Genomic DNA, 23120 nt, shown 5'->3' on the forward strand with positions numbered 1-23120 from the left:
GTTATGGTGCAGCGCTTTTTATGGTGCAGGGCGCATCAAGGTGCTGTGCCCGTTCTAGTGGTTGCCGCTACGAGCGTTTGGTGACGGCGGCCGGGACGACGGCGACGCGCGGCGCGACGGCCACGGCGGCGATCCCGATCACCGCCGTCAGCGCGAACACCCCGGCAAACGACGCCGACGGCGCCGCCGTCGCGAACGCTGCGAACACGATCCCGGTGCCGGCGAGGGCCAGGGCACCGCCGAGGGAATCCGAAATGGACATCGCCGAACTGTTGAAACCCTCGGTGTCCTTGGTGGAGAGCGCCAGGGTCATGACGCTCAGCCGCGGATACATCAGGCCCATGCCGCCCCCCGCGAAGATCCATCCCGCGATCGCGACCGCGGCCGGCCAGGCCAGTACCGTGGTCACGAAGGCCAGGACGACGGCGCCAAGGACCATGGCCGATCCAATCCGCACCGCCCTCCGGTGCTCCAGCCGGGTCCCCAGCCTGCCCTGGATGGCCGATGCCGCCGCCCAGGCGATGGCGCCGCCGGTGAGCGTGAGGCCAGCAAATGTCGGGGCGAAGGCGTAGCGTTCCACGAGCAGGTACGGCAGGTAGACCTCGGCGCCGAAAAACGCCGCGGATGCCAGGCCGCGGGTAAGGATCACGCTCGGCAGGCCGCGCCGGGCGGTCAGCGTTCCGCGCGGCATGAGGGGACGGACGGCCAGGAGCGCGACGGCGACGGCGGCCGCCGCCAGCACCCCGCCGGCGACCGGTACCGCTGCGGACAGGTTCAGGCCCAGCACGGCGAGCGCCGCCAGTGCCGCCAGCGCCAACTTGACAAGGCCTCCCGGCGGACGGCCGCGGGACCCTGGCTCAGCGGCCGGGGAATCTCCGTCGGCGCCGCCCGTGCTGCCGTTCAGGCCGCGCAGAGCCGGGGCCGTCAGGAGCAGGGCCGGCACCACGAGCCCGACCACGCCGAGAAAGACCCACTGCCAGCCGGCCAGTTGGGCCACGGCGCCGGCCGCGAACGGTCCCACGAGGGACGGGATGACCCAGGCCGCGGAGAAGGCGGCGAAAATTTTCGGATGCAGGACCGGCGGGTAGACCCGGGCAATCACCACGTACAGGGCCACGGTAAGCCCGCCCCCGCCGAGTCCCTGCACCAGCCGTCCGGACACGAGGACCGGCATGGTTCCGGCGGTCCCAGCGATGAGCAGGCCGAGCACGAACATGCCCACTGCGGCCAGGAGCGGCGCCACCGGCCCCTTGCGGTCCGACCAGCTGCCCGCGGCCACCATCCCGATCACCCCGGTGGCGAGCGGCCCGGCGAAGGCCAAGGCGTAGAGTCCCGCCCCATCCAGTTCCCGGCTGACGAGCGGCATGATGGTGGTCACCGCCAGCGACTCGAAGGCCGCCAGGAACACCAGTGCGCAGGCGCCGAGGGTCACCAACAGGTAGCTGCGGTGGAAGATGCCGGCCGATTCCGGGACGGCTTTCGGACGGGACTCCTGGTGAGGGGGCGGGTCGGTCTGGGGCACGTGCCACAGCTTACAACCGGACCCCCGCAGCCCGCCCTCCTGTGGGCTTATCAGCTGGCCGTTCGGCTTATCAGCTGCCGGTCCGCCGCCGTCAGTCCGCCTCGTCGAACCCCTGGGCAGGAACCACGACGGCGCCACTGGCCCTGGAGTCCGGGTTCAGCATCCAGCCCACACGCTTGACGGTGCTCAGCATGACGACGCTTTCCACGAGCTCGATCCCGGGCACTTTTTGCTGCAGCGCCACCTCGATGTTCATGACGTCCGCCAGGGACTGCAGCCACATGATGATCACGAAATTCGTTGGCCCCGTGGTGGAGGCGCTGAGCCGGACGTTCCGCATGGTCCTCAGCTCCGCGGCGGCTGCCTCGTGCCGCCCGGCCGGGACGTTGACGAACCATTGGCAGGTCACGGGGAAAGCGGAGAGTTTCTGGGCCACCTCGCACCGGAATGACAGGATGCCGCTGGCGAGCACACGGTTGAGCTGGCGCTGGACGGTGGCCGGGTGCCTGCCCAGGCCGCGGGCGATGTCTGCCGCCGTGGCCCGCCCGTCCCTGGCCAGGAACGGCAGGAGCGCCAGGTGGCTTTCCGGCAGCGCTTCCCGGGCGGCAGCCTGGGCAACCCCGGTGGCCTCGGGGCCGGCCAACGCCCGCACGGCGGCCTGCTGCGCGCGGCTCAACACGTTCAGCCGCCAGGAGCCGCCGCTCGCGTGCAGCCTGGTGCACAGGGCGGTCTGATATTTGAGGAGGCCGTCAATCTCCTTCAGCCGCGAGATGACTTTCAGGCTGAAATCGTCCAGGGAGGGCGTAATGACGGTCAGCATGAGGTCCCGGTGGCTGGCTGCCTCCTCCACCGTGACGATTTCCGGCATCTCGGCGAGCCTGGCGGTGACTTCCTCGCGCCGGTGCATTTCGCAGTCCACAGCGACGAATGCCAGGCACATTTGCTGGGGGTCACCGATCAGGTGAGCGGTGATCCAGGACACGCCAGAGTCCAACAGCCGCTCCCACCGGGCGGCCAGGGTGGTGGCGTGCACGCCCAGCACCTGCGCCGCATCCGCCCAGCTCAGCCGCGGGGCAATCTGCAGGACGTTGATCAGCGCGAGATCGTCCTCGCTGAGTTCCATCATTCTTCCCTTCATCCATGCACGAAACCTGCGGCAACAGTCTATTCGTGCATTTTTTCTGGCCTTCGGGCGGGTGTGAACTGTGTCACTTGAGAATAGACGCAGGACGTCCCCGCCGGACGTGAACCAAGGAACTTCGAAAAACAAGCCAGTCGCCAACCAGGCGATGTTCGACAAACGACAAACGACAACCGACAAACAAGGAGAACACGTGCCGATCACCGCAGATGCCCGGGAAATGCAGACGGACCTTGCCCGGCTCCGCCATGAACTGCACCGGGAACCCGAGATCGGCCTGGCGCTGCCCCGCACCCAGGAAAAGGTGCTCAAGGCCCTGGACGGGCTTCCCTACGAGATCGCCCTGGGCCAGGAGACGACGTCGGTCACCGCAGTACTGCGGGGCCAGGGGCCCGGGACCGAAGGGGGCTCGCGCCCGGCGGTGCTGCTGCGCGCTGACATGGACGGCCTGCCGGTGCAGGAGAAGACGGGCGTGGACTATACGTCCAGGATCGACGGCGCCATGCACGCCTGCGGCCACGACCTGCACACCTCCATGCTGGCAGGGGCCGCCACCCTCCTGGCCGAACGCCGGCACCAGCTGGCCGGCGACGTCGTCCTGATGTTCCAGCCCGGCGAGGAAGGCTTCGACGGCGCGAGCCACATGATCCGCGAAGGCGTGCTGGATGCCGCCGGCCGGCGTGTGGACGCCGCCTACGGCATGCACGTGTTTTCCGCCCTGGAACCGTACGGCACGTTCTGCACCAAGCCCGGCGTCATGCTGAGTTCCTCCGACGGCCTGGTGGTCACCGTGCTCGGCGCCGGCGGCCACGGGTCGGCCCCGCACTCGGCCAAGGACCCCGTCACGGCGGCCGCCGAGATGGTCACCGCCCTCCAGGTCATGATCACCCGCCAGTTCAACATGTTCGACCCCGTAGTCCTCTCCGTGGGGGTCCTCCAGGCCGGCACGAAGCGCAACATCATCCCGGAAACCGCACGCATCGAGGCCACCATCAGGACCTTCTCCGAGGAAGCCCGGCAGAAAATGATGGACGCCGTGCCGCGGCTGCTGAAGGGAATCGCGGCGGCACACGGCCTGGACGTCGATGTCGACTACCAGCAGGAGTATCCGCTGACCATCACGGACGAGGACGAAACGCACACCGCGGAGAACGTCATTGCGGGCCTGTTCGGCGACTCCCGGCTCTCCCGCTGGGCCACCCCGCTGAGCGGCTCCGAAGACTTCTCGCGGGTTCTGGCCGAGGTCCCCGGCACGTTCATCGGGCTGAGCGCCGTCCCCCGGGACGCCGACCATGCCACCTCCGCGTTCAACCACTCCCCGTACGCCACGTTCGACGACGGCGTGCTGGCTGACGGCGCCGCACTCTACGCCGAGCTCGCCATCTCAAGGCTGGCCGCACTCGCGGCCGCCGACGCTCCTGCCGCGGCCAACACGGTTGCCGCGGCCTCCGCCCTTTCCTAACCCGCACCCCCGAGGGAGAAGACCATGACTGCAGCCACGATCACGCCGGCGGCAACCCGAACATCCACCCGCAAGACGCTCGTCGGCACCGGCATCGGCAATGCCGTCGAATGGTATGACTGGGCGATCTACGCCACGTTCACGCCGTTCATCGCCAGCCAGCTTTTCAGCAAGTCGGATCCTGCGTCCGCGGTGCTGTCCACGCTGGCGATTTTCGCCGTCGGCTTCGTTGCCCGCCCTTTCGGCGGCTTCCTGTTCGGTTGGATCGGTGACCGGATCGGCCGGAAGGCTTCCATGACCCTGGCCGTGGGGCTGGCGTCGGTGGGCAGCCTGATGATCGGCATCGCTCCGACGTTCGCGGCCGTCGGCGTCTGGGCATCGCTCACGCTCCTGGTGGCGCGCCTGATCCAGGGGCTGGCCCACGGCGGCGAGCTGCCGTCGTCGCAGACGTACCTGTCCGAAATGGCGCCGAAGGAACACCGCGGCTTCTGGGCCACGCTGATCTACACCTCCGGCACCGTGGGCATCCTGTTCGGAACCCTGCTCGGTGCCGTGCTGAACATGACGCTGAGCACTGAACTCATGAACGCGTGGGGCTGGCGCATCCCGTTCCTGATCGGCGCGGCCATGGGTCTCTACGCGCTGATCATGCGGTCCCGGCTGCACGAAACGGACGTTTTCGAGGGTGAGGCCGCGACGGAGAAGCGCGCTCCGATCTGGCCGCAGATCGTCCGCCACCGCAAGCAGGCCCTCCAGGTGATCGGCCTGACGGTCGGCCTGACCGTGATCTACTACATCTGGGGTGTCGTCGCCCCCAGCTACGCCACCACCGCCCTGAAGATCGACCGGGGCGAGGCCCTGTGGGCCGGCGTGATCGGCAACATCGTGTTCATCGCGGCGCTGCCCTTCTGGGGCAAGCTGGCGGACCGGATCGGACGGAAGAAAGTGTTGTGGGCCGGTGCGATCGGCGCAGGCATCATGCACTTCCCGATGACCGCCCTGCTGAAGGATTCCGCCTGGCAGCTGGCCGTCAGCATGTCCGTCATGCTGATCTTCATCGCCGCCAGCGCGGCGATCGTCCCGGCCGTCTACGCCGAGCTGTTCCCCACCAGCATCCGCACCGTGGGCGTCGGAGTGCCCTACTCGATCTGCGTGGCCGTGTTCGGCGGAACCGCGCCCTATCTGCAGCAGTGGCTCGGCACCACGGTGCAGATGCCGCAGCTGTTCACTGTGTACGCCGTGCTGCTGCTCGCGATCTCCGCGGCCTGCGTCTTCACCATCCCGGAGACGAAGGGTAAGGACCTCACGCTCTGATCCGGTCCGGCCCGGTTGAGCTATCGGTTGTGGCTGTTCTGGAGGGTTCAGGACAGCCACAACTGATGGCTCATCCCGTTTTTGCAGGGGGAAGGGTCAGTCGCCGATGTAGCGGTCGCGCCCGGCCCGGTACCCGAACACCGCTGCAAGAGAGCCCACCAGCATGAACAGCACACCCGCCGCGGCAAAGGATCCGGTGAACTGGTGCAGCTGGCCGACCAGGAGCGTGCCGCTGGAGCCAATCCCGTAGCCCACGCCCTGCATCATCCCGGAAAGGTGGGCCGCGGTGTGCCCGTCCCTGGTGCGGACCATGATCAGCGTCAGCGCGGCGGCGGTCAGGCTTCCCTGCCCCAGGCCGAGCAGCCCGGTCCACAGCCACAGGAGTTCCACAGGCCCGAAGATGCTCAGCGCGAAGCCAGCGCCGGTCATGAGCGCCACCGCCGTGTTGAGGGCACGCTGGTCCCGGAACCTGGTGGCCAGCGCCGGCGCGAACAGCGAGCCCAACATCTGCAGCACAATCGAGGCCGAGACGATCAGGCCGGCCGTGCCGCCGTCCACCCCGCGTTCGCGCAGGATCGGCGCCAGCCAGGCGAAGACGCTGAAGGACATCATGGCCTGCAGGACCATGAACCCGGTCACCTGCCAGGCCACGGCGGAACGCCAGACGTTGACGCCGCCGGCCGGCCGCGCCGCCCCGCCGGGACGGGCCCGGAGCGCCGGCGGCAGGAACAGCAGAAGGACGACGCCGGCCGGCAGCGCCCAGAACCAGAGCGCCGCCGTCCATTCCCCGCTCGCGCGGAAGACCGGGAACGTGAAGCCGGCACCGAGCGCGGCCGAGGCACAGATCGCGGTGGTGTAGAGGCCGCCCATGAGGCCCAGGCGATGCGGGAAGTCACGCTTGACCACGCCCGGCAGCAGCACGTTGCACAGTGAAATCGCGGCACCGCACGCGGCGGTCCCGGCGAGCAGAGCCGGAAGGTGGCCGGCCGCCGGCAGCTCCACGGGCCGCAGCAGCAGCCCGGCAGTGAGCACCGCCATGGCACCGAGCAGCACCCGTTCGGCCCCGAACCGGCGTGCCAGCCCAGGGGCGAGCGGAGCGAACACCCCCAGCAACGTCACCGGGACGGTGGTGAGCACCATGACCGCCCAGGCCGGAAGCCCGGCGTCGGCCGTCACCTCCGGCAGTACCGCAGCGAAGCTCGAAAAGACTGTGCGGAGGTTCAGCCCGATCAGGACCAGGCAGATCCCCAAATACGCGAGCTGCCGGCGGCCGGCCGCGCGGGGCGGCCCGGCGGGGCCGTCCCGGAGAACGGCGCCGGCCGAATGGTCCAACTCGTCAGTTTTCCCAGCTGAGGTCACCCGCCCCATTCTTGCAGCCCCGCGTCTTCACCCCTTCCCTTCACCCCTCCCTCAGCGGCTCAACCCCTCCTCCGCGGCCGGCCCGCCGGGGCGGCCGCGGGATCCCCGGGCGGCCGGGCCCGGCGAACTCAACTATTCTGGAAGGGATGAGCGAATCCCCAGAATCCCCCGGCCTGCAGGCAAACCCGGAGTCCGGCGCCCCGGACCAGAGCCGGTTGCCGCGCCCCGTGACCCCCGGCAGCCAGGCCTCGTTCGGCACCTATGGGGGCCGTCCGGTGAGCTTTGTGCGCCGCGGCACGCGCCTTCAGGGCCGACGCCAGGCGGCCTGGGAGGAACACTCGGACCGTTGGGCGGTTGAGGTCCCCCGCCATGTCGCAAACACCTCCGTCCACCCGGACTATGTGTTCGACGCAGAGGCCGAATTCGGCCGCACGGCTCCGCTGGTTGTCGAGATTGGCTCCGGACTGGGCGACGCCGTTTGCCACGCCGCCGAGCAAAACCCGGACAAGGACTTCCTGGCCGTGGAGGTTTACACCCCCGGCTTGGCCAACACCTTGATCAAAATCAACAGCCGCGGACTGAGCAACGTGCGGGTTGTCGAGGCGAACGCCCCTGAGGTGCTCGCCACCATGCTCCCGGCCGGCTCCGTCACGGAACTATGGGTGTTCTTCCCGGATCCATGGCACAAGTCCCGGCATCACAAGCGCCGCCTCATTCAACCGGCGTTCGCTGATCTCGCCGCCCGGGCCATCAAGCCCGGCGGCATCTTCCGGATCGCGACCGACTGGTCCAACTACGCCGTTCACGTCCGCGAGGTCATGGGGGGCTCGGCGGAGTTCGAGAACCTGCACCAGGGCGAGCGCGCCGGCGCGGACAGCCCCCTGACCCAGGTGTGGGAATCCGGCGTCGAGTCCCGCGTGGGCGGAGCACCGGTCAAGGAAGGCCGGGCGCCGGTCAGCACCGAGCACACCGGACCCAACGAGGGCGTCGACGGGACCGGCGGGTGGGCGCCGCGGTTTGAGGGCCGTGTTCTGACCAGTTTCGAAAACAAGGCGCACGAAGCCGGCCGCCTGATCTTCGACCTCAGCTACCGCCGAATTTAGGCACCCCGGCGCGCGGGTGTCTTTTGTTGAGCGGCTTCGCGTGGCACGATTACGGAACGAACCACGCTGGGTAGTACTAAGGACACGATCATCAAACGAGAATTGAACGACGCTGCTGACGTCGCCGAGGACGTCACCAATTCGAAGCCCCTCGAAATCGCAGCGCGGGCCGGGTTCGCCGTGTCGGGGTTGCTGCACTTCCTCATCGGGCTGGTCGCGATCCGGCTTGCCATGGGCGGTCAGGGCCAGGCCGATGTCAGCGGCGCGGTGGAAGAGCTCGCCCGGCAGCCGGCGGGGCCGTTGCTGCTCTGGACATCGTTTGCCGCCTGCGTGGCGCTGGCCATCTGGCAGGCGTCCGACGCCATTTTCGATTTCGGGCACCTGCCGACCAAGAAAAAGGTCGGCAAGAAACTCAAGGCAGCCCTGCAGGCCGTGGTGTACACCGCGTTCGCCCTGACGCTCGCGTCGGTCGCCACCGGGGCCGGCTCCGACAACCGCGAGTCGACTTCCGACATGACCGTAAACCTCATGAAGGCACCGGGCGGCGTTGCACTCCTGGTGATCATCGGCGCCGCGGTAGCCGTCACCGGGATCGTCTACGCGATCCGCGGCTTCAAGAAGTCCTTCATCAAGTACCTGCGCATGCCGTCCCAGCCGCAGGCGCGCACCGCAGTGACGGTGATCGGCATGGTGGGCTACGTTGCCAAGGGCTTTGCCCTGCTGCTGGTGGGCCTGCTCATCATCATCGCCACGGTGAAGGCACACCCCGAAGAGTCAACCGGGCTCGACGGCAGCCTGAAGGCCCTGCGGGAGCAGCCGTTCGGCGTGTACTTGCTGGCCGCAGTGGGCGTAGGCCTGATCTGTTACGGCATCTACATGGCGGTGCGGGCCAAGCTCGCGAAAATGTAGGCCCGCGCCCGTTGCCGGCTCCCGGACCGAACGGACCGCCGCGCCCCAGGAGTGGGCTACCCCTGGGGCACGGCGATGACAGCAACGGTCTGCTGCTGCTCATCGCGCATCTCGACACTGGCGATCCTGGCCAGCTGCACCGGCGTCGCCCCGGTGATCCGGACTCTGCCGGTGGGCGTGGCCGTCCACGCGCAGGCGCGGTCCACGCCGCCGTCACGGTCCTTTACCCAGAGTGAGAGGGTCCCGGCGACGGGCAGGCTGCGGCCGTCCACCGCCAGTTCGGTGCCCCAGGTTTTCTTGACGAGCCCCACCGTGACTTCCAACCCGCTGCTGGCCGCAACGGAATAGCTCGCGTCCGGTTTGGCGGGTTGGTTCAGCAGCGGACCGGCCAAGATCCCCAGCCCCAGGCATGCGGCGGCCGCCGCGGCCACCGCCGACGTCCACCGGCGCCGCACCTTCCGGCGTCGGGCGGCGAGCTCGTCCAGGAGCCGGCTTGGGACAGGTTCGGGTTCCGGCGGGACCAGCGCGCGGTCCCGGGCGGCCGCCGCCGCGGCGGTGAGCGCGACGGCGTCGGACACCGGGATCGCGTCCAGCAGCGCGGGGAGGCTGGCAAGTTCGTCCAGCTCCTGGCGGCAGTGGGCGCACACCGCAAGATGCTGCTCGAAGGCCGCGGCTTCGGCCGGCTCCAGCCCGCCGAGCAGGTACGCGCCGAGGAAGTGATGCAACTCGGTCCCGTTCACTGCTGCACCCCCATCTCGTCGAGGATCGTCCGTAGGGCCCGGACGGCGTAGAACGCCCGGGACTTCACCGTGCCGCTGGGGATCTTCAATTGGGCGGATGCCTCCTGGACTGTGTAGCGGCGGTAGTGGAGCGCAACAAGGACTTCGCGGTGTTCCGCGCTGAGCCGCAGCAACGCCTCTTCCATCAGCACCTTGTTGAGCAGCTCGTCGATGCGCCCGGCGCCGACGCCGCCTTCCGGGAGGGCCTGGACATCGCGGTCGCCGGCTTCCTGCGGCCGCCTTTGGGCTTTGCGGTAATTGTCGATCATGATGTTGCGGGCCGTCCGGAACAGGTAGCTGCGCAGGCTGCCCGTGATCTGCGGCGCCTGCTGCCAGACCCGCAGCACCGTTTCCTGGACGACGTCGTCGGCGAGCTGAGGATCCCGGGAGACGCTGAGGACAAAGCGTTTCAGGGCCGCACCGTGGTCGCGGTAGATCGCAGCCACGACGTCTTCGTCCAGCGGCATTGTCCACCTCCCGGAAATTGGTGCCCTGCCCTTTTACGACGTAGGGGCAGGCCCAATAGTTCAGTGTGCCCCAGGACAGCCCGACACGGACATGTCGGTTCCGCCATGAACCATTCCGCTCTCCATGGCGTCGTATCTCGTAGCGCCGGCCTCCGAGTTGGGCTGGCTCGAGTCTAGGAGCAGCAAATGAAGAAGCATCTCAGCATTGGCTTGTCCGCGTTCGCTCTGGCCGCCCTCCTGTCCGGCTGCGGCGGCGGAACGACCACGACGCCGACGTCGGCGGCACCGGCCACCTCCGCCCCCGCAGAGACCGCCACGAGCGCGCCGGCCAGTTCCGCGCCGTCGTCCATGTCCGCCGCGGTGCTCTCGGTGGCCGACTCCAAGACGGGCCAGATCGTGGTGGCCGACCAGGGACTGAGCGTCTATTTCTTCGCCAAGAACACGAAGGATTCCGGGAACAGCGTCTGCACCGGCGCGTGCCTGACCTCGTGGCCCGCTGTCACGTCGACGACGGCGACTCCCACAGTTAACGGTGTCACCGGCAAGGTCGGAACCATTCCCACGGCTGACGGAAAGATGCAGGTGACCATCAACGGGATGCCGATCTACTACTACTCCAAGGATCAGGCCGCGGGGGACATCAACGGCCAGGGCGTTGGCGGGGTCTGGTTCCTCGTGTCACCCTCGGGGGAAATGATCACAGCACCGCCGGCCGGGTAGGCTCACCGGCCGCGGATCCGCCGGGCCCGGTCGGCCGGGCCAGAGTTAGTCGGCACGGGTTGCTCAACACGGCACGGCCGGCGCCTGCATTTGGGGGCAGGCGCCGGTCGTACCGGAAAACTGTCGTGGAAGGCCGCCTACGGGCGTGCCTTTTCGAACTCCGCCGACCCTTCAAAGTCAACAGCCCCTTCGAACTCCACAGCCTCTTCGAACTCCACAGCCGCGAGGATTTCCTGGGTCCGCGGATTGAGCATGAAAGCCTCGTCGTCGTCCTCCAGCATGAGGAATTCGCCCTGCTCCGTGGTGAAGTGCCAGGCCAGGGTGGTCTCCCCGTTGTGCTCATAATTCGGATCGCCCATGGTGATCCGCACCAGGCTGTGGCCCGCGAGGCCGCACAGCTCGCGGATGATCTGCTCGAACTCCGGCGCGTCCAGAAGCGCTTCCTCGGCGGCTGCCGCCTGGCGCTCCGCGAGGTCGGAAAGCCGGGCCACCCGCCCGGCAATGTGGGCGTCGAGGTCGTCGTCGGAAAGGATCAGCAAGTCCTCCTGGCCGCGCAGCCACGCGGCATTCAGCGCGGCGATGTCCTCCGTTGCGAGGATCGACTCGAATTCCCCGTCCAGTTCTTCGATGCGCCGAACAGCGTCGGAGACCCCGTCGCCGGGTTCGTCTTCCTCTGCGCTTCCGGCGGCCCAGCCGCTGCCGCCGTCGAGGTAGCTGTCGACGTCGGCGTCGGTCAGGGCGCCGAAGGCGGCTACCGTGCGGTTGAAGAGGTCCAGGTGCGCGGCGGCACCCATGGCCTCCAGGCCTTCCCGGACGTAGGGGTCGACTTCCTCGCGTTCGGGCGCGGTGAACACGTACTGCGCGAAGCCGCCGGCCAGCGCCTGCGTCAGGTAGAAGTCCACGTAGTAACCGCGCAGCGCGGCCGGGGAGATCTCTTCCGTGTCCAGCAACTCCTCGAACATGGCGTTGACCACGTTGACGTTCGCGTCGACAACGTCCCCGTTTCCGCCGTTGAGGCTTTCGGTGGTCAGCACGGTGGGGTAGCTGTGGGCGGACTGGATGGTGGGCTCACTGTGGGTCATGCGGAATCCTTACTGCTGGCGCTGCTGATACTCCGGACCTCTCCACGGTAGGTCCGTCGTCACGGCGGGCGGCCGAGCCCCGGTTGAACGTCCGGCGAAGTTTAGGCGGCGCTTGTGCGGGCGGCGGCGAAGTTCCGGGGCCTGCGAAGGCTCGGTAAGATGGATCAGATGATTACCTGCCGAAAGTAGCGCGCACATGCCATCCCATCCGGACGAGAGTGCGGCACTGGCAATACAGACTCCCGCGATCAACGACCGCTCCCTCGCGGCCGGGCTCGCTTACGCCATGGGGAGCCGCGTTTCCGGGATCTCTTTCGACGCCGCCACAGGCCTGCTGCTGGGCAAGGTGCGGGGCGGTTCCGACGTGCCCTATTCCACGACGGCGAAGCTGGTCCGGAAGGCAGGCGGCTGGAGCTGCACGGTGGGCGTCTGCAGCTGCCCGGTCCGCAAGGACTGCAAGCACGTGGCGGCCCTGCTCTTCGCGGCCGAAGACAACCCCGCCACCAGGATGCAGCTGCTGGCCCCCGCCGAGGGCACGCGGCTGTCCCGCCAAAGCGCGCCACCGGAAATGGCCGACTGGGAGCAGGCCCTTGGCCCCCTGATCGCCCACCCGGGGATCACGCCGTCCGCCAACGGCACCCCGCTGGCGCTCCAGTTCGACATCGAGGAACCCGCCCCGCACTTTTCCTACACGGGCCGCCGCGATCCGCTCCGCAGCGTCCGCCAGCTCAAGGCACGCCCCGTCATCATGGGCGCCAAGGGCAAGTGGATCCGCGGCGACGTCTCCTGGAGCACGCTGAGCTACCTGAACTACCGGCGCGAATGCAACGAGGCGCACGTCGAGTGGATGCAGGAATTCCTCGCCTCGCACACCGCTGTGGCAAACCGGCAGCACTCCGGCACCGGACTGTGGCTGGGGCTGAACACCTACGCCGGCAAGAACCTGTGGAGCCTGCTGTCCCAGGCCCAGAAAATCGGCGTCGCCCTGGTGCACAGCCGCGGCACGGAGCCGGTGCGGCTGGTCGAGCAGCCTGCCGCCGTCGGGCTGAACCTGGCGCGCATCGGCACCGGCGGGGACGACGGCGGTCTCGAGCTCGCGCCGACCATCACGGTCGAAGGTGAGGTGGTGGATCCGGCGTCGGTCGGGACCATCGGCCGCCCGGCGCACGGAATCTTCCTGGCGTCCGACGGCGGCGCCCTGCCCGGTACCGCCCCCGCGGACCCCGTCATCACCCTCGCCCCGCTGGAAAGCGGTCTCAGCGAGGAACTGCTGACCTTCGTCACGGGCGGGACAACCCTGCACATCCCCGCACGGGACGAAAGCCGCTTCCTGACCGGCTTTTACCCCAAGCTCAAGCAAACCGCCCGGGTTACCGCCTCCGACGAGTCGGTGGAACTGCCCACGCTCGCCGTCCCCACCCTGTCCCTGCTGGCCAATTACGGGGCCGACCACCGGGTCCGGCTGCATTGGGAATGGCACTACACGTCCGGAAACCTCGTCACGGCGCAGCCGCTGTGGCGGCACCCCGGCGATCACGGCTACCGGGACGACCCGGCCGAGGCGCGCATCCTCGAGGCGGTCGGGCAGCCCTGGGATGTGGTGCCGGCACTGGGCGAATCCGCGACGGGCGGCTGGGGCACGCCGCGCCTGGCGGCCACGGCAGAACTGGCCGGACTGGACACGCTCGCCTTCACCGAGGACGTGCTTCCCCGGCTCCGCGAACTCCGCGATGTCTCCGTGGATACCTCCGGCGAGATGGCGGACTACCGCGAAGCCGAAGAAGCCCCGGTGGTGGCGATCTCCACGAAGGCGACGGACAGCCGCGACTGGTTCGATCTGGGCATCGTCATCACCCTGGAGGGCCAGCCGGTTTCCTTCGCGGCATTGTTTTCCGCCCTCGCCGCCGGCCAGACCCGCATGCTGCTCCCCAGCGGGGCGTACTTCGCGCTGGACCTGCCGGAGCTGCACCAGCTGCGGGCCCTGATCGACGAGGCCCGCTCCCTGCAGGACAACCCCGGCGACAAGGACGCCCCGCTGCAGATCAGCCGCTTCCAGGCCGGGCTGTGGGACGAGCTCGCACACCTGGGCATCGTGGATGAACAGGCCGCGGCGTGGCGTGAGTCCGTGGGCGGTCTACTTGAAGGCGGCATCAAGGGCCTTCCCCTGCCCGGGTCGCTGAACGCCGAGCTGCGCCCGTACCAGCTGGAGGGCTTCAACTGGCTGAGCTTCCTGTACCGCCACGGCCTCGGCGGCGTGCTGGCCGATGACATGGGCCTGGGCAAGACCGTCCAGGCCCTCGCCCTGATCTGCGCCGCAAAAGACGCCGCCGCAGGAGATGAAGCCGGAACCGGGTCCGGGACCGCCCCGTTCCTTGTCGTCGCCCCCACTTCCGTGGTGGGCAACTGGGAGGCGGAGACGGCTCGGTTCGCTCCCGGGCTCAACGTGCGCGCCATCGGCGAAACCTTCGCCAAGAGCGGCACGCACCCGGCCGAGGCGATGGCCGGCGCGGACATCATCATCACCTCCTACGCCCTCTTCCGCATCGACTACGAGGCCTACACCTCCCAGACCTGGGCCGGCCTGGTCCTGGACGAGGCGCAGTTCGTCAAGAACCACCAGTCCAAGGCCTACCAGTGCGCCCGCAAACTGCCCGCCGCCTTCAAACTCGCCATCACCGGCACGCCGCTGGAGAACAACCTGATGGAGTTCTGGGCACTGACCTCGATCGTGGCTCCCGGGCTCTTTTCCAGCCCCAAACGGTTCGCCGAGTATTACCAGAAGCCGGTGGAGAAGAACGGCGACAAGGGGCAGCTGGACAAGCTCCGGCGGCGCGTCCGGCCGCTCATGATGCGGCGCACCAAGGAACAGGTCATCAGTGACCTGCCGCCCAAGCAGGAGCAGATCCTGGAAGTCGTGCTGAACCCGCGGCACCAGAAGGTCTACCAGACCCACCTGCAGCGGGAGCGCCAAAAGATCCTGGGCCTGATTGAGGACGTCAACAAGAACAGGTTCACCATCTTCCAGTCGCTGACCCTGCTCCGGCAGCTGAGCCTGGACCCCTCGCTGATCGATCCCTCCCTGTCCGGGGTGCGTTCCAGCAAGCTCGATGTCCTCTTCGAGCAGCTCGCGGACCTGGTGGCCGAAGGGCACAGAGCCTTGATCTTCAGCCAGTTCACCGGTTTCCTGGGCAAGGTCCGGGAGCGGCTGGTCGAAGAGAACATCGAGTTCTGCTACCTCGACGGCGGCACACGCAACCGCACCGACGTCGTGAACGAGTTCAAGAACGGCGCCGCGCCGGTGTTCCTCATCAGCCTCAAGGCCGGCGGCTTCGGCCTGAACCTCACCGAGGCCGACTACGTGTTCCTGCTGGACCCGTGGTGGAACCCGGCATCGGAGGCCCAGGCCGTGGACCGGACCCACCGGATCGGCCAGGCCCGGAACGTCATGGTCTACCGGCTGGTCGCCAAGGACACGATCGAGGAGAAGGTCATGGCGCTCAAAGCGAAGAAGTCGCAGCTCTTCGCCGACGTCATGGAAGGCGACGCACTCACCGGCGGCGCCCTGACGGCGGAAGACCTGGCGGGGCTGTTCAACGACTGACGCTGACCAACCCGGAAGCTGCGCTTTAGCCGCGCTTCAACCCTGATACGGCCGACCGGGGCTCCGCCCGCAGCCGGGCCAGCAGCGTCGCGGCGAGCAGCGCCGTCGTCATTTCCAGCGCGATGACTGCCAGCAGCGCCCCGGATCCCGACGGCGCCGCGCCGGCCCCTGCTGCCGCAGTGCTCACATGGTGACTGTGGCCCGTGCCGCCGGCTCCCGTGCCGAGGAGCAGGACCGCGTGCACCGCGGTCATGGCCAGCGCCGCGGCCATCACCTGGCGAAGGGCCCTGTGCCTGCCGTGGCGCCAGATGTGCACGGCGCACGGCAGGCACACTGCCACCATGGCGAGCATGAGCACGTTCAGCCAGGTCCCGTGCTGGTTCCCGGCGGCCAGCCACAGATGCGCGAGGCACGACGCCGCGGTCACGGCGGCGCAGATCCGGGAATGGAAGACGACGCCGGCGAGGCCGGCCCGGCGGCCCAAGCTGGCTGCGACACTCACGGCGCCGGCCTAGCTGTGGCAGTGTGCGCCGGCGTCGCCCTCGCCATGGCAGCTTGAGGACTGTTGAGCGTTGGCCGGCACGTCCAGCACGGGGCTCCGGTCGAAGAAGCCCTCGGGGCGGAGCTTGAAGCCGACCGTGTCCACCGGCATGATGGGCCAGTCCTCGATCCGGGGGAAGTGGGTCAGGCCGAAGGTGTGCCACACCACGATGTCCTGGCCGTCGATGTCGCGGTCCTGGGCAATGTAGGCCGGCAGGCCTGCTCCCCCGGCGTGCTGGTTGACGAAGTCCCCCGTGGGGTACCGCTCCTCCTCCGCGAACCGGGTGACCCACAGGTCCTTCGTGGCAAAGGCCGCGCGCCTGGCGATGGAGGACTCCGGATCTGCCAGGAGAGTGGGCTGGCCCTGGGCATGCAGCTTGTAGCCCACGGGTTCGCCCAAGCGGTTGCGTGATTCCGGGTTGGAAATGATCCAGGTCCGGCCGCTGCGCGCGTCGGCTTCCCGGACGGCTTCCGACTCGCGCGCCAGGACAGTCCGCTTCCGGGAGAACGCGTTGCCGCGTTCGTTGCCCTCGCCCATTCCCTGGCGGACCACGTCTTCTTCTTCGACCCGGTTGGTGAGGCCGTCGACCGCCATATCGAGACGGGCGCTGAACAGGTGCTGGTGGTACGGCGCGCCCAAGCCCGGGGCGAGCTGGGAGATGTTGGCCGAGCCGCCTTCGGGGTAGGCGGAGGTGAAGACGACGCCGGTGGCCTTGGCCTCGAACTCGATGGTGCCGTCGAGGTAGAGGTACCAGTAGAAGCCGTAGTCGTAGTTGCCGATGGTGGTGAAGAACGAGATCACCAGGCGGCGGTTGCGGCGGGTGTAGTTGATGCCCGTCCAGAGGTCGCTGTGCTTGGCCAGGATCCCCCAGTCTTCCTCGTGCATGCAGATGCCGTTGCGGATCTCGCGGGGGTTGCCGAAGGCGTCACTGATGACGGGGCTGAGGTAGGTGATCTCGCCCAGGCAGTCGCAGCCCAGTTCCAGGGAGTTGGCGTACTGGCCCACGAGGTATTCGCCGGTGTCGAAGTAGTTCTGCCACGACCGGATCGGCGACGGGTCCCCGTACGGGACCACCATTTCGGCGATGGATGCGCGGTTGATGATGGGACGCAGGCGGTCGCCGTCCTGGAAGGCAAGGTTGTGCAGCACCACCCCCTCGCGGACGTCGAAGCCGACGTCGACACTCCACTTTTCCCATTCAACGTGGTTGCCGCCGGTGACCGTGAAGCTGGGCCCGTCCGGCTGCGTGATGTTGATCGGCTTCTGCGTGGTGCGCATCGGGCCGGTGAGCTCCGGATCGGTGTAGTTGCCGTGCTCCGCGGGAATCGGGACGGCGCCGGTGTCCAGCACCTGCGTCACTTCCTGGCTCACGACGTCGACATATGCCACGAGCCCGTCCACCGGGTGCGCCCAGGCGCTGTCCTCGGGGAAATCCTGCACGAAGGCCAGACCCCGAAGGATCCGGCGGCCCCTTTCCTCCGGGTACTCGAAGACGCCGGCGGACAGCGGGGCAACGCGGACCTTGCTGACGTCCAGACCGCGGCTGGCGAGGGCCTTGAGCCAGCGCTCGTCCGTGGCCAGGAGCTGTTCGACGACTTCGAATTCCTCCTCCAGAACCGGGAGCTCGCCGGTCACCGCCGTGTCCAGCTCGACGGCGGAAACCACCGTGCCGCTGGAGACCGAAACGGTCACATCGGCCGGCCTTCCCCCTGCGGCATCGTGCAGGAAGACCCGGAACCGCCGGTCCTCACTTTCGGCCGGCGCGTTCCGGGCGGGGTCCAGCAGACCGAGGTACGCGATGCGCCGGGTCTCGCCCAGCAGTCCCGCGGCACGCAGGATGCCCTGGACCGCGGTGATTTCGGCGCCCGTGGCCAGGCTGTAGCGGCTGTACGGACTAAACGAGGTGCGGGTGTCAGTTTGTGCGGTCATCATGACGGCCTTCGTTCGGTGACCTTGGCGGGTCAGAACTTTATTTTCTATAGTTGTAGAGAATACGGAAATGTAAGCTGTGCCACAAGAGTCCGACGAAAAATATTTGGGGAGCTGTCCGGTGCCAAAGATTGTCGACCACGACCAGCGGCGGCTTGAACTCGTCGACGCCACGTGGCGGATCATCGCCCGGCTCGGGATTGAAAGTGCCACCATGCGGGAAATTGCCCTCGAGGCAGGATTCGCGAACGGCGCCCTCAAGCCGTACTTCCCCACCAAGGATGACCTGCTGACTTTCGCGTTCGGGCACGTCTTCAACCGCACCAACGAGCGTATCGCAGGTGTCACCGCCGGGCAGGCCGGGCTGGCGGCCCTGCGGTCGTTTTGCGTCGAGGTGCTGCCGCTGGATGAGGAGCGGATCAATGAGGCCCGGATTGTCATCCCGTTCTGGCAGAAGGCCATCAACGACCCCGGCAAGGCCCGGATCCACCGGGATTCGATGGAGCAGTGGCTTGCGGCGATGCGGCGGTTCCTTGCCGAGGCGCGGCAGGCCGGCGCCGTCACCACCGCCGTCGACGACGCCGCCCTGGCCGGGCAGCTGCTCAACCTCCTGCTCGGCGCGCAGATTACGGCGGCACTCACCCCGGAAGGCCAGGTGGAACTCGGGCTGAACGAGCAGCTGGAGGGCTTCCTGACCCTGCTGGGCTGCCAGGCCCGGTAATTGGGCCCGGGCGATCTTTTTTCGCCGGTTGTCGAAAAAAGATGACAGCGGCGGGCTGCGGCGCTACCCTGAAAGGACTGTGTCCCATGACACACTCCCAGAAATACGACGGCGTCAGGATCTCCTATGACCGCAGTTGCAGCCCGCCCCTCGCTCGGTCCCACGGGACAGGACGTCCGAACCAGCACGGCAGAATCCTTCGACCACTGGCGGCACCTCGTCGCGGAATCCTTCGTTCCCCTGGCCGCCTCGAGAGCAAATGCGGACAACTTCCACGGCCGCTTACGGGCCCGCAGGCTGGACCGCATGGCACTCGTCGAGGTCTCCTCCACAAGCCATGAGGTCCACCGCACACCGGCGCTGATTGCGCAGTCCAACCAGCGCTATTTCAAGCTCAACCTCCAGCTGCAGGGCACCGGGCTCCTCATCCAGGACAACCGCGAGGCAGTCCTGCATCCGGGAGATCTCTCCATCTATGACACCAGCCGCCCCTACACGCTTGCCTTCGAGGGCGACGCACGGCTCATGGTGCTGATGTTTCCCTGGGACGCACTGTCCCTGCCGCCGGAGTGCATCGCACAGCTTTCGGCCGTGCGTTTGGCCTCCGACGGGGGCCTCGCCGCCATCGTCGGGCCGTTCATTGCCCACCTCGCTGAGAACCTGGAGGCGCTGAGCGGCCCCAGCGGATCGCGGCTGGCCACCAACGCCCTTGATCTCGTCTCCACGATGCTGCATTCGGAACTGGACATGTCCCCCGACCGCATGAAACCCCAGGCCCTGTTGGCGGCATCCGTCCGCGAGTACATCGATGCCCACCTGGCCGATCCAATGCTGTCACCGGCGTCCATCGCGGCGGCCCATTTCATCTCCACCCGGCACCTGCACAACGTCTTCCATGAATCCGGGACCACCGTGGCGAGCTGGATCCGGACCCAGCGGCTGGAGGGGGCGCGCCGCGAACTGCGCGATCCGCTCCTGGCCGGAATGCCGGTCGGAGCCGTGGCCGCGCGCTGGGGCTTCCTGGATGCGGCCCATTTCAGCCGCTCCTTCCGGGATGCCTTCGGTGAGTCCCCCAGTGACTGGCGGCGCGGCGCCTGAGCCTGGCCTTCACCCCCTGCCGAGAGCACCTGCTGTCGTCAGCACCGCCGTTGTCGGCGCCGCGGAAACTACAAAGGCAGAGGGGGCGGTGCCGGATCTGTCCCCACTGCTGATGCCCACCGCCGCCCGTCAGACAGTGACCCCTGCGCGCGCGGCCCTGCCCTCCACGGCAATTTCCACCAGCACACCGGCGGTAAACACTATGGGTACGGTCAGCAGCAGGCCCACGGCCGTTTCGGCACTGCCGCCGATCAGAGCGGTGAAGTTGATGATGACGAGGGACAGGACCCAGCCAAGCAGCAGGGTGGCGAGCACCGGTGCCACCGCGGTCTGCCAGAGCTGGCCGGGCACCCTTTCCCGCCGGAAGTACGCGACGACGGCCAGCGAACAGAGCATGTAGAGCACCAGGAGCGCGGCCACGGCCAGCCCGCTGAACCAGGAAAAGAGGGTGAGGACAGGATCCAGGGACAGCACCGCGAACGGCGCCACGAGCAGGAAGGCGACCACGGTCTGGATCCGTGCAGCGACGGCGGGCGCCTTGTGCCGGTTGGTCCGGGCCACTCCGCGGGGCATCGACCCGCGCAGGGCCAGCGAATGGAGGTAGCGGTTGATGCCGTTGTGGAAGGCGATGATGCCGGCCAGCAGGGAGGTCACGAGCAGCATGCCGGTGACCGTTCCGGCCCACGGCCCGAACAGCTCCACCATCGGCGTCAGCACGAACGCGGTGGAATCGCCCGATTCGAGGGCCGCGCCCGCGGCGTCGATGACATGCGAGGGTCCGTAGTAGCTGACCAGCATCCAAGAAATGAAGGAGAAGAAGACCGCGATGACGACTACCGAGAGGTACGTGGCCCGGGCTACGGTGCGGTGGGCGTCCTTGGCCTCGGCCGAGTAGATGGCCGTTGATTCGAAGCCGAACATGGAGGCGACGGCGAACATGATGGCAACGCCCGGGGCTCCTGCGCCGATCGCCGCGGGAGAGAAGGACGCCGCCAGGCTGATCCCCTCCGGCCCGCCGCCCCGCAACAGCACGGTGAACCCGAACATGAGCAGGATGGCGACCTCCAGGCCCACGAGCACCGCCAGGACCCTCGCCCCGAGTTCGATGTTGAGGGAGCCCAGCACCTGCACGCCCGCCATGGTGATGGCGGCCAGAAGCCACCAAGGGACCACGATCCCGGCAGATCCGAGGAGGCCCGAGAACGCCGCGCCGTACAATCCATACATCGCGGCCTGGACCGTGCTGTACGCGAGGAGCGCGAGCCACGCCGCTCCCGCGCCAACCTTGCGTCCGAAGGCGGCGGTGACATAGGCGTAGAAGGCGCCGTTGGCCTGGATCTTCCGGCTCATGGCCACGAAGCCGACCGCGAAGATCACGATGACGATGCCCACCACCAGATACGCGCCGGGGGCGCCGGCGCCGTTGCCGAGCGCTGCGGCCAGCGGTGATGCCCCGACGATTCCGGTCAACGGCGCCTGGGCTGACAAAACAAAGAAAAGAATGCCCATGACGCCGACGCTGCCGGCACGCAGCGCGGTGGAGTGCTCCGTGCGGGGGCTGGATTCTGCGGTCCGGGAATCTGAATTTGAAATACTCATCGGATCCTTCTTAACGGTCATGAGTCTGGGGAACGGCGGTCTGGGAAATGGGGGTGCGTTGCACCGTGAAATCCAGCATGGCAGGTGGCGCCCGTCACGCTTTTGTCGCTGAGCGACCGGTTGTTGTTCCTGAGCGTAGTCAGCACCAGGGCCGTCGCCGCCTGCACGGCCGGCCGGACGCCCTCCGGTCCGCAGCCTCGGGAAATTGCTTTCGGTGTTCCGTTCGCTCCCGCACAACAGCTCTTCGCGGATAGACAAGCCCCTCGGCCCCTCGCCGGAGCACGCTTGAAACAGCACTCTTAGGCCGCACCGGCCGCGTTCTCTGACCTACTCGATGTGGAGTACCCCCATGGAAACCTACGACGCCCTACTCGCCTCGATCACCCCGGTGGCCGGGGAAACCCGCACGATCTTTGACCCGGCCACCGGACAGCCGGTCGGCGAAGCACCGGTCCACACCGTTCAGGACCTCGAAGCCGCCATCGCCGCCGCAGCCGCCGCGCAGCCGGCCTGGGCTGCACTGGGCCACGACGCCCGGTCCGCCGCGCTGCTCAAGGCCGCCGACGCCGTCGAACGCTCCGCCGAGGAACTCGCCCGCCTGCTCTCCCGCGAGCAGGGCAAACCGCTGAACGGCCCGAACGCCCGCTTTGAGGTCGGCGCCTGCGCCGCCTGGCTCCGCGTCGCCGCCGGCACGCCCCTGGACCCCGAAACCGTGGTGGACGACGGCGAAACCCGCGCCGAACTGCACTACCGGCCCATCGGCGTCGTCGGCGCGATCGGCCCCTGGAACTGGCCCATGATGATCACCGTCTGGCAGCTCGCCCCAGCCCTGCGCATGGGCAACGCCGTCGTCATCAAGCCGTCCGAATACACCCCGCTGTCCGTCCTTGCCCTCGTCGAAGTCCTCAACCAGGAACTCCCCGAAGGCCTCCTCACGGCGGTCTCCGGCGGCCGTGACGTGGGCGAGGCCCTGGCCGGACACCCCACGATCGGCAAGATCATGTTCACCGGCTCCACCGCCACCGGCAAGGCCATCATCAAATCCTCCGCCGACACCGTCAAACGCCTCACCCTGGAGCTCGGCGGCAACGACGCCGGCATTGTCCTGCCCGACGCCGACCCGAAGGCGATCGCCGAGGGCCTGTTCTGGGGCGCCTTCATCAACACCGGCCAGACCTGCGCGGCGCTCAAGCGCCTCTACGTCCACGCCGACATCTATGACGCCGTCTGCGAGGAACTCACCACCGTCGCCCGGGCCATGCCCATGGGCAACGGACTCGACGAGGCCAACGTCCTGGGCCCGCTGCAGAACCGCCAGCAGTTCGACATCGTCGCCGGCCTCGTCGGGGCAGCCCGCGACTCCGGCGCCAGGATCCTGCTCGGCGGCAACCCGGAGAACGACCAGCCCGGGAACTTCTACCCCGCCACCCTGGTCGCTGACATCGCCAACAGCAACCCGCTGGTCGCGGAGGAGCAGTTCGGCCCCGCCCTGCCGATCATCCGCTACGGCACCGTGGACGAGGCCATCGTAATGGCCAACGCCGTCGACGTCGGCCTCGGCGCCTCGGTCTGGTCCTCCGACCCCGCCGAAGCCCGCAAGGTGGCGGCCCGGCTCGAGGCCGGCACCGTCTGGATCAACAAGCACGGCGCCGTGGACCCCCGCATCCCGTTCGGTGGCGCGAAGCAGTCCGGCTACGGACTCGAATTCGGTGTCGAAGGCCTCAAGGCCCTCGGCGTTCCGCAGGTCATCAACGGCTGACGCTGCATTTAGCA

Annotated in this window: 18 protein-coding genes; 9 read left to right on the plus strand and 9 right to left on the minus strand. The window is 68.1% G+C overall.

Annotation, left to right across the window (positions count from 1 at the left end; genetic code table 11):
- Positions 1 to 67 precede the first annotated feature (67 nt).
- Positions 68 to 1522 carry an MFS transporter gene (locus AC1D1W_RS06240; RefSeq protein ID WP_243180614.1) on the minus strand — a complete coding sequence of 485 codons (1455 nt, stop codon included), beginning with the start codon at positions 1520 to 1522 and terminating at the stop codon, positions 68 to 70.
- A gap of 91 nt (positions 1523 to 1613) precedes the next feature.
- A complete protein-coding gene (locus AC1D1W_RS06245; RefSeq protein WP_243180906.1) occupies positions 1614 to 2645 on the minus strand; it encodes an Lrp/AsnC family transcriptional regulator in 1032 nt (343 codons plus the stop codon).
- Positions 2646 to 2856: 211 nt separating this feature from the next.
- Between AC1D1W_RS06245 and AC1D1W_RS06250 the strand changes: the two genes are divergently transcribed.
- Together AC1D1W_RS06250 and AC1D1W_RS06255 are read left to right on the plus strand one after the other, a co-directional pair.
- Positions 2857 to 4125: a M20 metallopeptidase family protein gene (locus AC1D1W_RS06250; protein WP_476943224.1), complete on the plus strand. Its 1269-nt coding sequence runs from the start codon at positions 2857 to 2859 to the stop codon at positions 4123 to 4125.
- A 24-nt stretch (positions 4126 to 4149) separates the two neighbouring features.
- Entirely contained in the window at positions 4150 to 5439 is a 1290-nt protein-coding gene (locus AC1D1W_RS06255) for an MFS transporter (RefSeq protein ID WP_476943225.1), read from the plus strand.
- 96 nt (positions 5440 to 5535) lie between these two features.
- On the opposite strand, the gene AC1D1W_RS06260 is transcribed toward AC1D1W_RS06255, so the two are convergent.
- Positions 5536 to 6807, minus strand: a complete 1272-nt coding sequence (locus AC1D1W_RS06260) for an MFS transporter (protein ID WP_439954122.1) — start codon at positions 6805 to 6807, stop codon at positions 5536 to 5538.
- A gap of 137 nt (positions 6808 to 6944) precedes the next feature.
- On the opposite strand from AC1D1W_RS06260, the gene trmB reads away from it, so the two are divergent.
- Entirely contained in the window at positions 6945 to 7901 is a 957-nt protein-coding gene (gene trmB / locus AC1D1W_RS06265) for a tRNA (guanosine(46)-N7)-methyltransferase TrmB (RefSeq protein ID WP_476943226.1), read from the plus strand.
- A 102-nt stretch (positions 7902 to 8003) separates the two neighbouring features.
- Positions 8004 to 8810: a DUF1206 domain-containing protein gene (locus tag AC1D1W_RS06270; protein ID WP_243180611.1), complete on the plus strand. Its 807-nt coding sequence runs from the start codon at positions 8004 to 8006 to the stop codon at positions 8808 to 8810.
- A 56-nt stretch (positions 8811 to 8866) separates the two neighbouring features.
- Here AC1D1W_RS06270 and AC1D1W_RS06275 read toward each other — a convergent pair whose 3' ends face one another.
- Together AC1D1W_RS06275 and AC1D1W_RS06280 are read right to left on the minus strand one after the other, a co-directional pair.
- A complete protein-coding gene (locus AC1D1W_RS06275; RefSeq protein ID WP_243180610.1) occupies positions 8867 to 9550 on the minus strand; it encodes an anti-sigma factor family protein in 684 nt (227 codons plus the stop codon).
- Positions 9547 to 10056 carry a sigma-70 family RNA polymerase sigma factor gene (locus AC1D1W_RS06280; protein WP_476943227.1) on the minus strand — a complete coding sequence of 170 codons (510 nt, stop codon included), beginning with the start codon at positions 10054 to 10056 and terminating at the stop codon, positions 9547 to 9549. The genes AC1D1W_RS06275 and AC1D1W_RS06280 overlap by 4 nt, the downstream gene beginning before the upstream one ends.
- A gap of 186 nt (positions 10057 to 10242) precedes the next feature.
- Here AC1D1W_RS06280 and AC1D1W_RS06285 point away from each other — a divergent pair, with 186 nt between their 5' ends.
- Positions 10243 to 10776 (plus strand): COG4315 family predicted lipoprotein, encoded by a 534-nt coding sequence (locus AC1D1W_RS06285; protein ID WP_476943228.1) that lies wholly within the window; start codon positions 10243 to 10245, stop codon positions 10774 to 10776.
- Between the two features lie 137 nt (positions 10777 to 10913).
- Here AC1D1W_RS06285 and AC1D1W_RS06290 read toward each other — a convergent pair whose 3' ends face one another.
- Entirely contained in the window at positions 10914 to 11858 is a 945-nt protein-coding gene (locus AC1D1W_RS06290) for a DMP19 family protein (protein ID WP_476943229.1), read from the minus strand.
- 196 nt (positions 11859 to 12054) lie between these two features.
- Here AC1D1W_RS06290 and AC1D1W_RS06295 point away from each other — a divergent pair, with 196 nt between their 5' ends.
- Entirely contained in the window at positions 12055 to 15459 is a 3405-nt protein-coding gene (locus AC1D1W_RS06295; RefSeq protein ID WP_476943230.1) for a DEAD/DEAH box helicase, read from the plus strand.
- Positions 15460 to 15484: 25 nt separating this feature from the next.
- Here AC1D1W_RS06295 and AC1D1W_RS06300 read toward each other — a convergent pair whose 3' ends face one another.
- Together AC1D1W_RS06300 and AC1D1W_RS06305 are read right to left on the minus strand one after the other, a co-directional pair.
- Positions 15485 to 15961, minus strand: a complete 477-nt coding sequence (locus tag AC1D1W_RS06300) for a hypothetical protein (RefSeq protein WP_243180606.1) — start codon at positions 15959 to 15961, stop codon at positions 15485 to 15487.
- A gap of 9 nt (positions 15962 to 15970) precedes the next feature.
- Positions 15971 to 17932, minus strand: coding sequence for a primary-amine oxidase (locus AC1D1W_RS06305; protein WP_476943231.1), 1962 nt, complete (start codon positions 17930 to 17932; stop codon positions 15971 to 15973).
- 118 nt (positions 17933 to 18050) lie between these two features.
- Between AC1D1W_RS06305 and AC1D1W_RS06310 the strand changes: the two genes are divergently transcribed.
- The gene (locus AC1D1W_RS06310) at positions 18051 to 18650 is read left to right on the plus strand and encodes a TetR/AcrR family transcriptional regulator (protein WP_476943232.1); all 600 of its coding nucleotides are present in this window, start codon (positions 18051 to 18053) and stop codon (positions 18648 to 18650) included.
- A 126-nt stretch (positions 18651 to 18776) separates the two neighbouring features.
- Positions 18777 to 19748, plus strand: coding sequence for an AraC-like ligand-binding domain-containing protein (locus tag AC1D1W_RS06315; protein WP_476943233.1), 972 nt, complete (start codon positions 18777 to 18779; stop codon positions 19746 to 19748).
- A gap of 129 nt (positions 19749 to 19877) precedes the next feature.
- On the opposite strand, the gene AC1D1W_RS06320 is transcribed toward AC1D1W_RS06315, so the two are convergent.
- Positions 19878 to 21347, minus strand: coding sequence for an APC family permease (locus tag AC1D1W_RS06320; protein WP_243180603.1), 1470 nt, complete (start codon positions 21345 to 21347; stop codon positions 19878 to 19880).
- 349 nt (positions 21348 to 21696) lie between these two features.
- Between AC1D1W_RS06320 and AC1D1W_RS06325 the strand changes: the two genes are divergently transcribed.
- Positions 21697 to 23106, plus strand: a complete 1410-nt coding sequence (locus AC1D1W_RS06325) for an aldehyde dehydrogenase family protein (RefSeq protein WP_243180602.1) — start codon at positions 21697 to 21699, stop codon at positions 23104 to 23106.
- Positions 23107 to 23120 lie beyond the last annotated feature (14 nt).

This window comes from Arthrobacter sp. P1_B4, assembly GCF_056406555.1.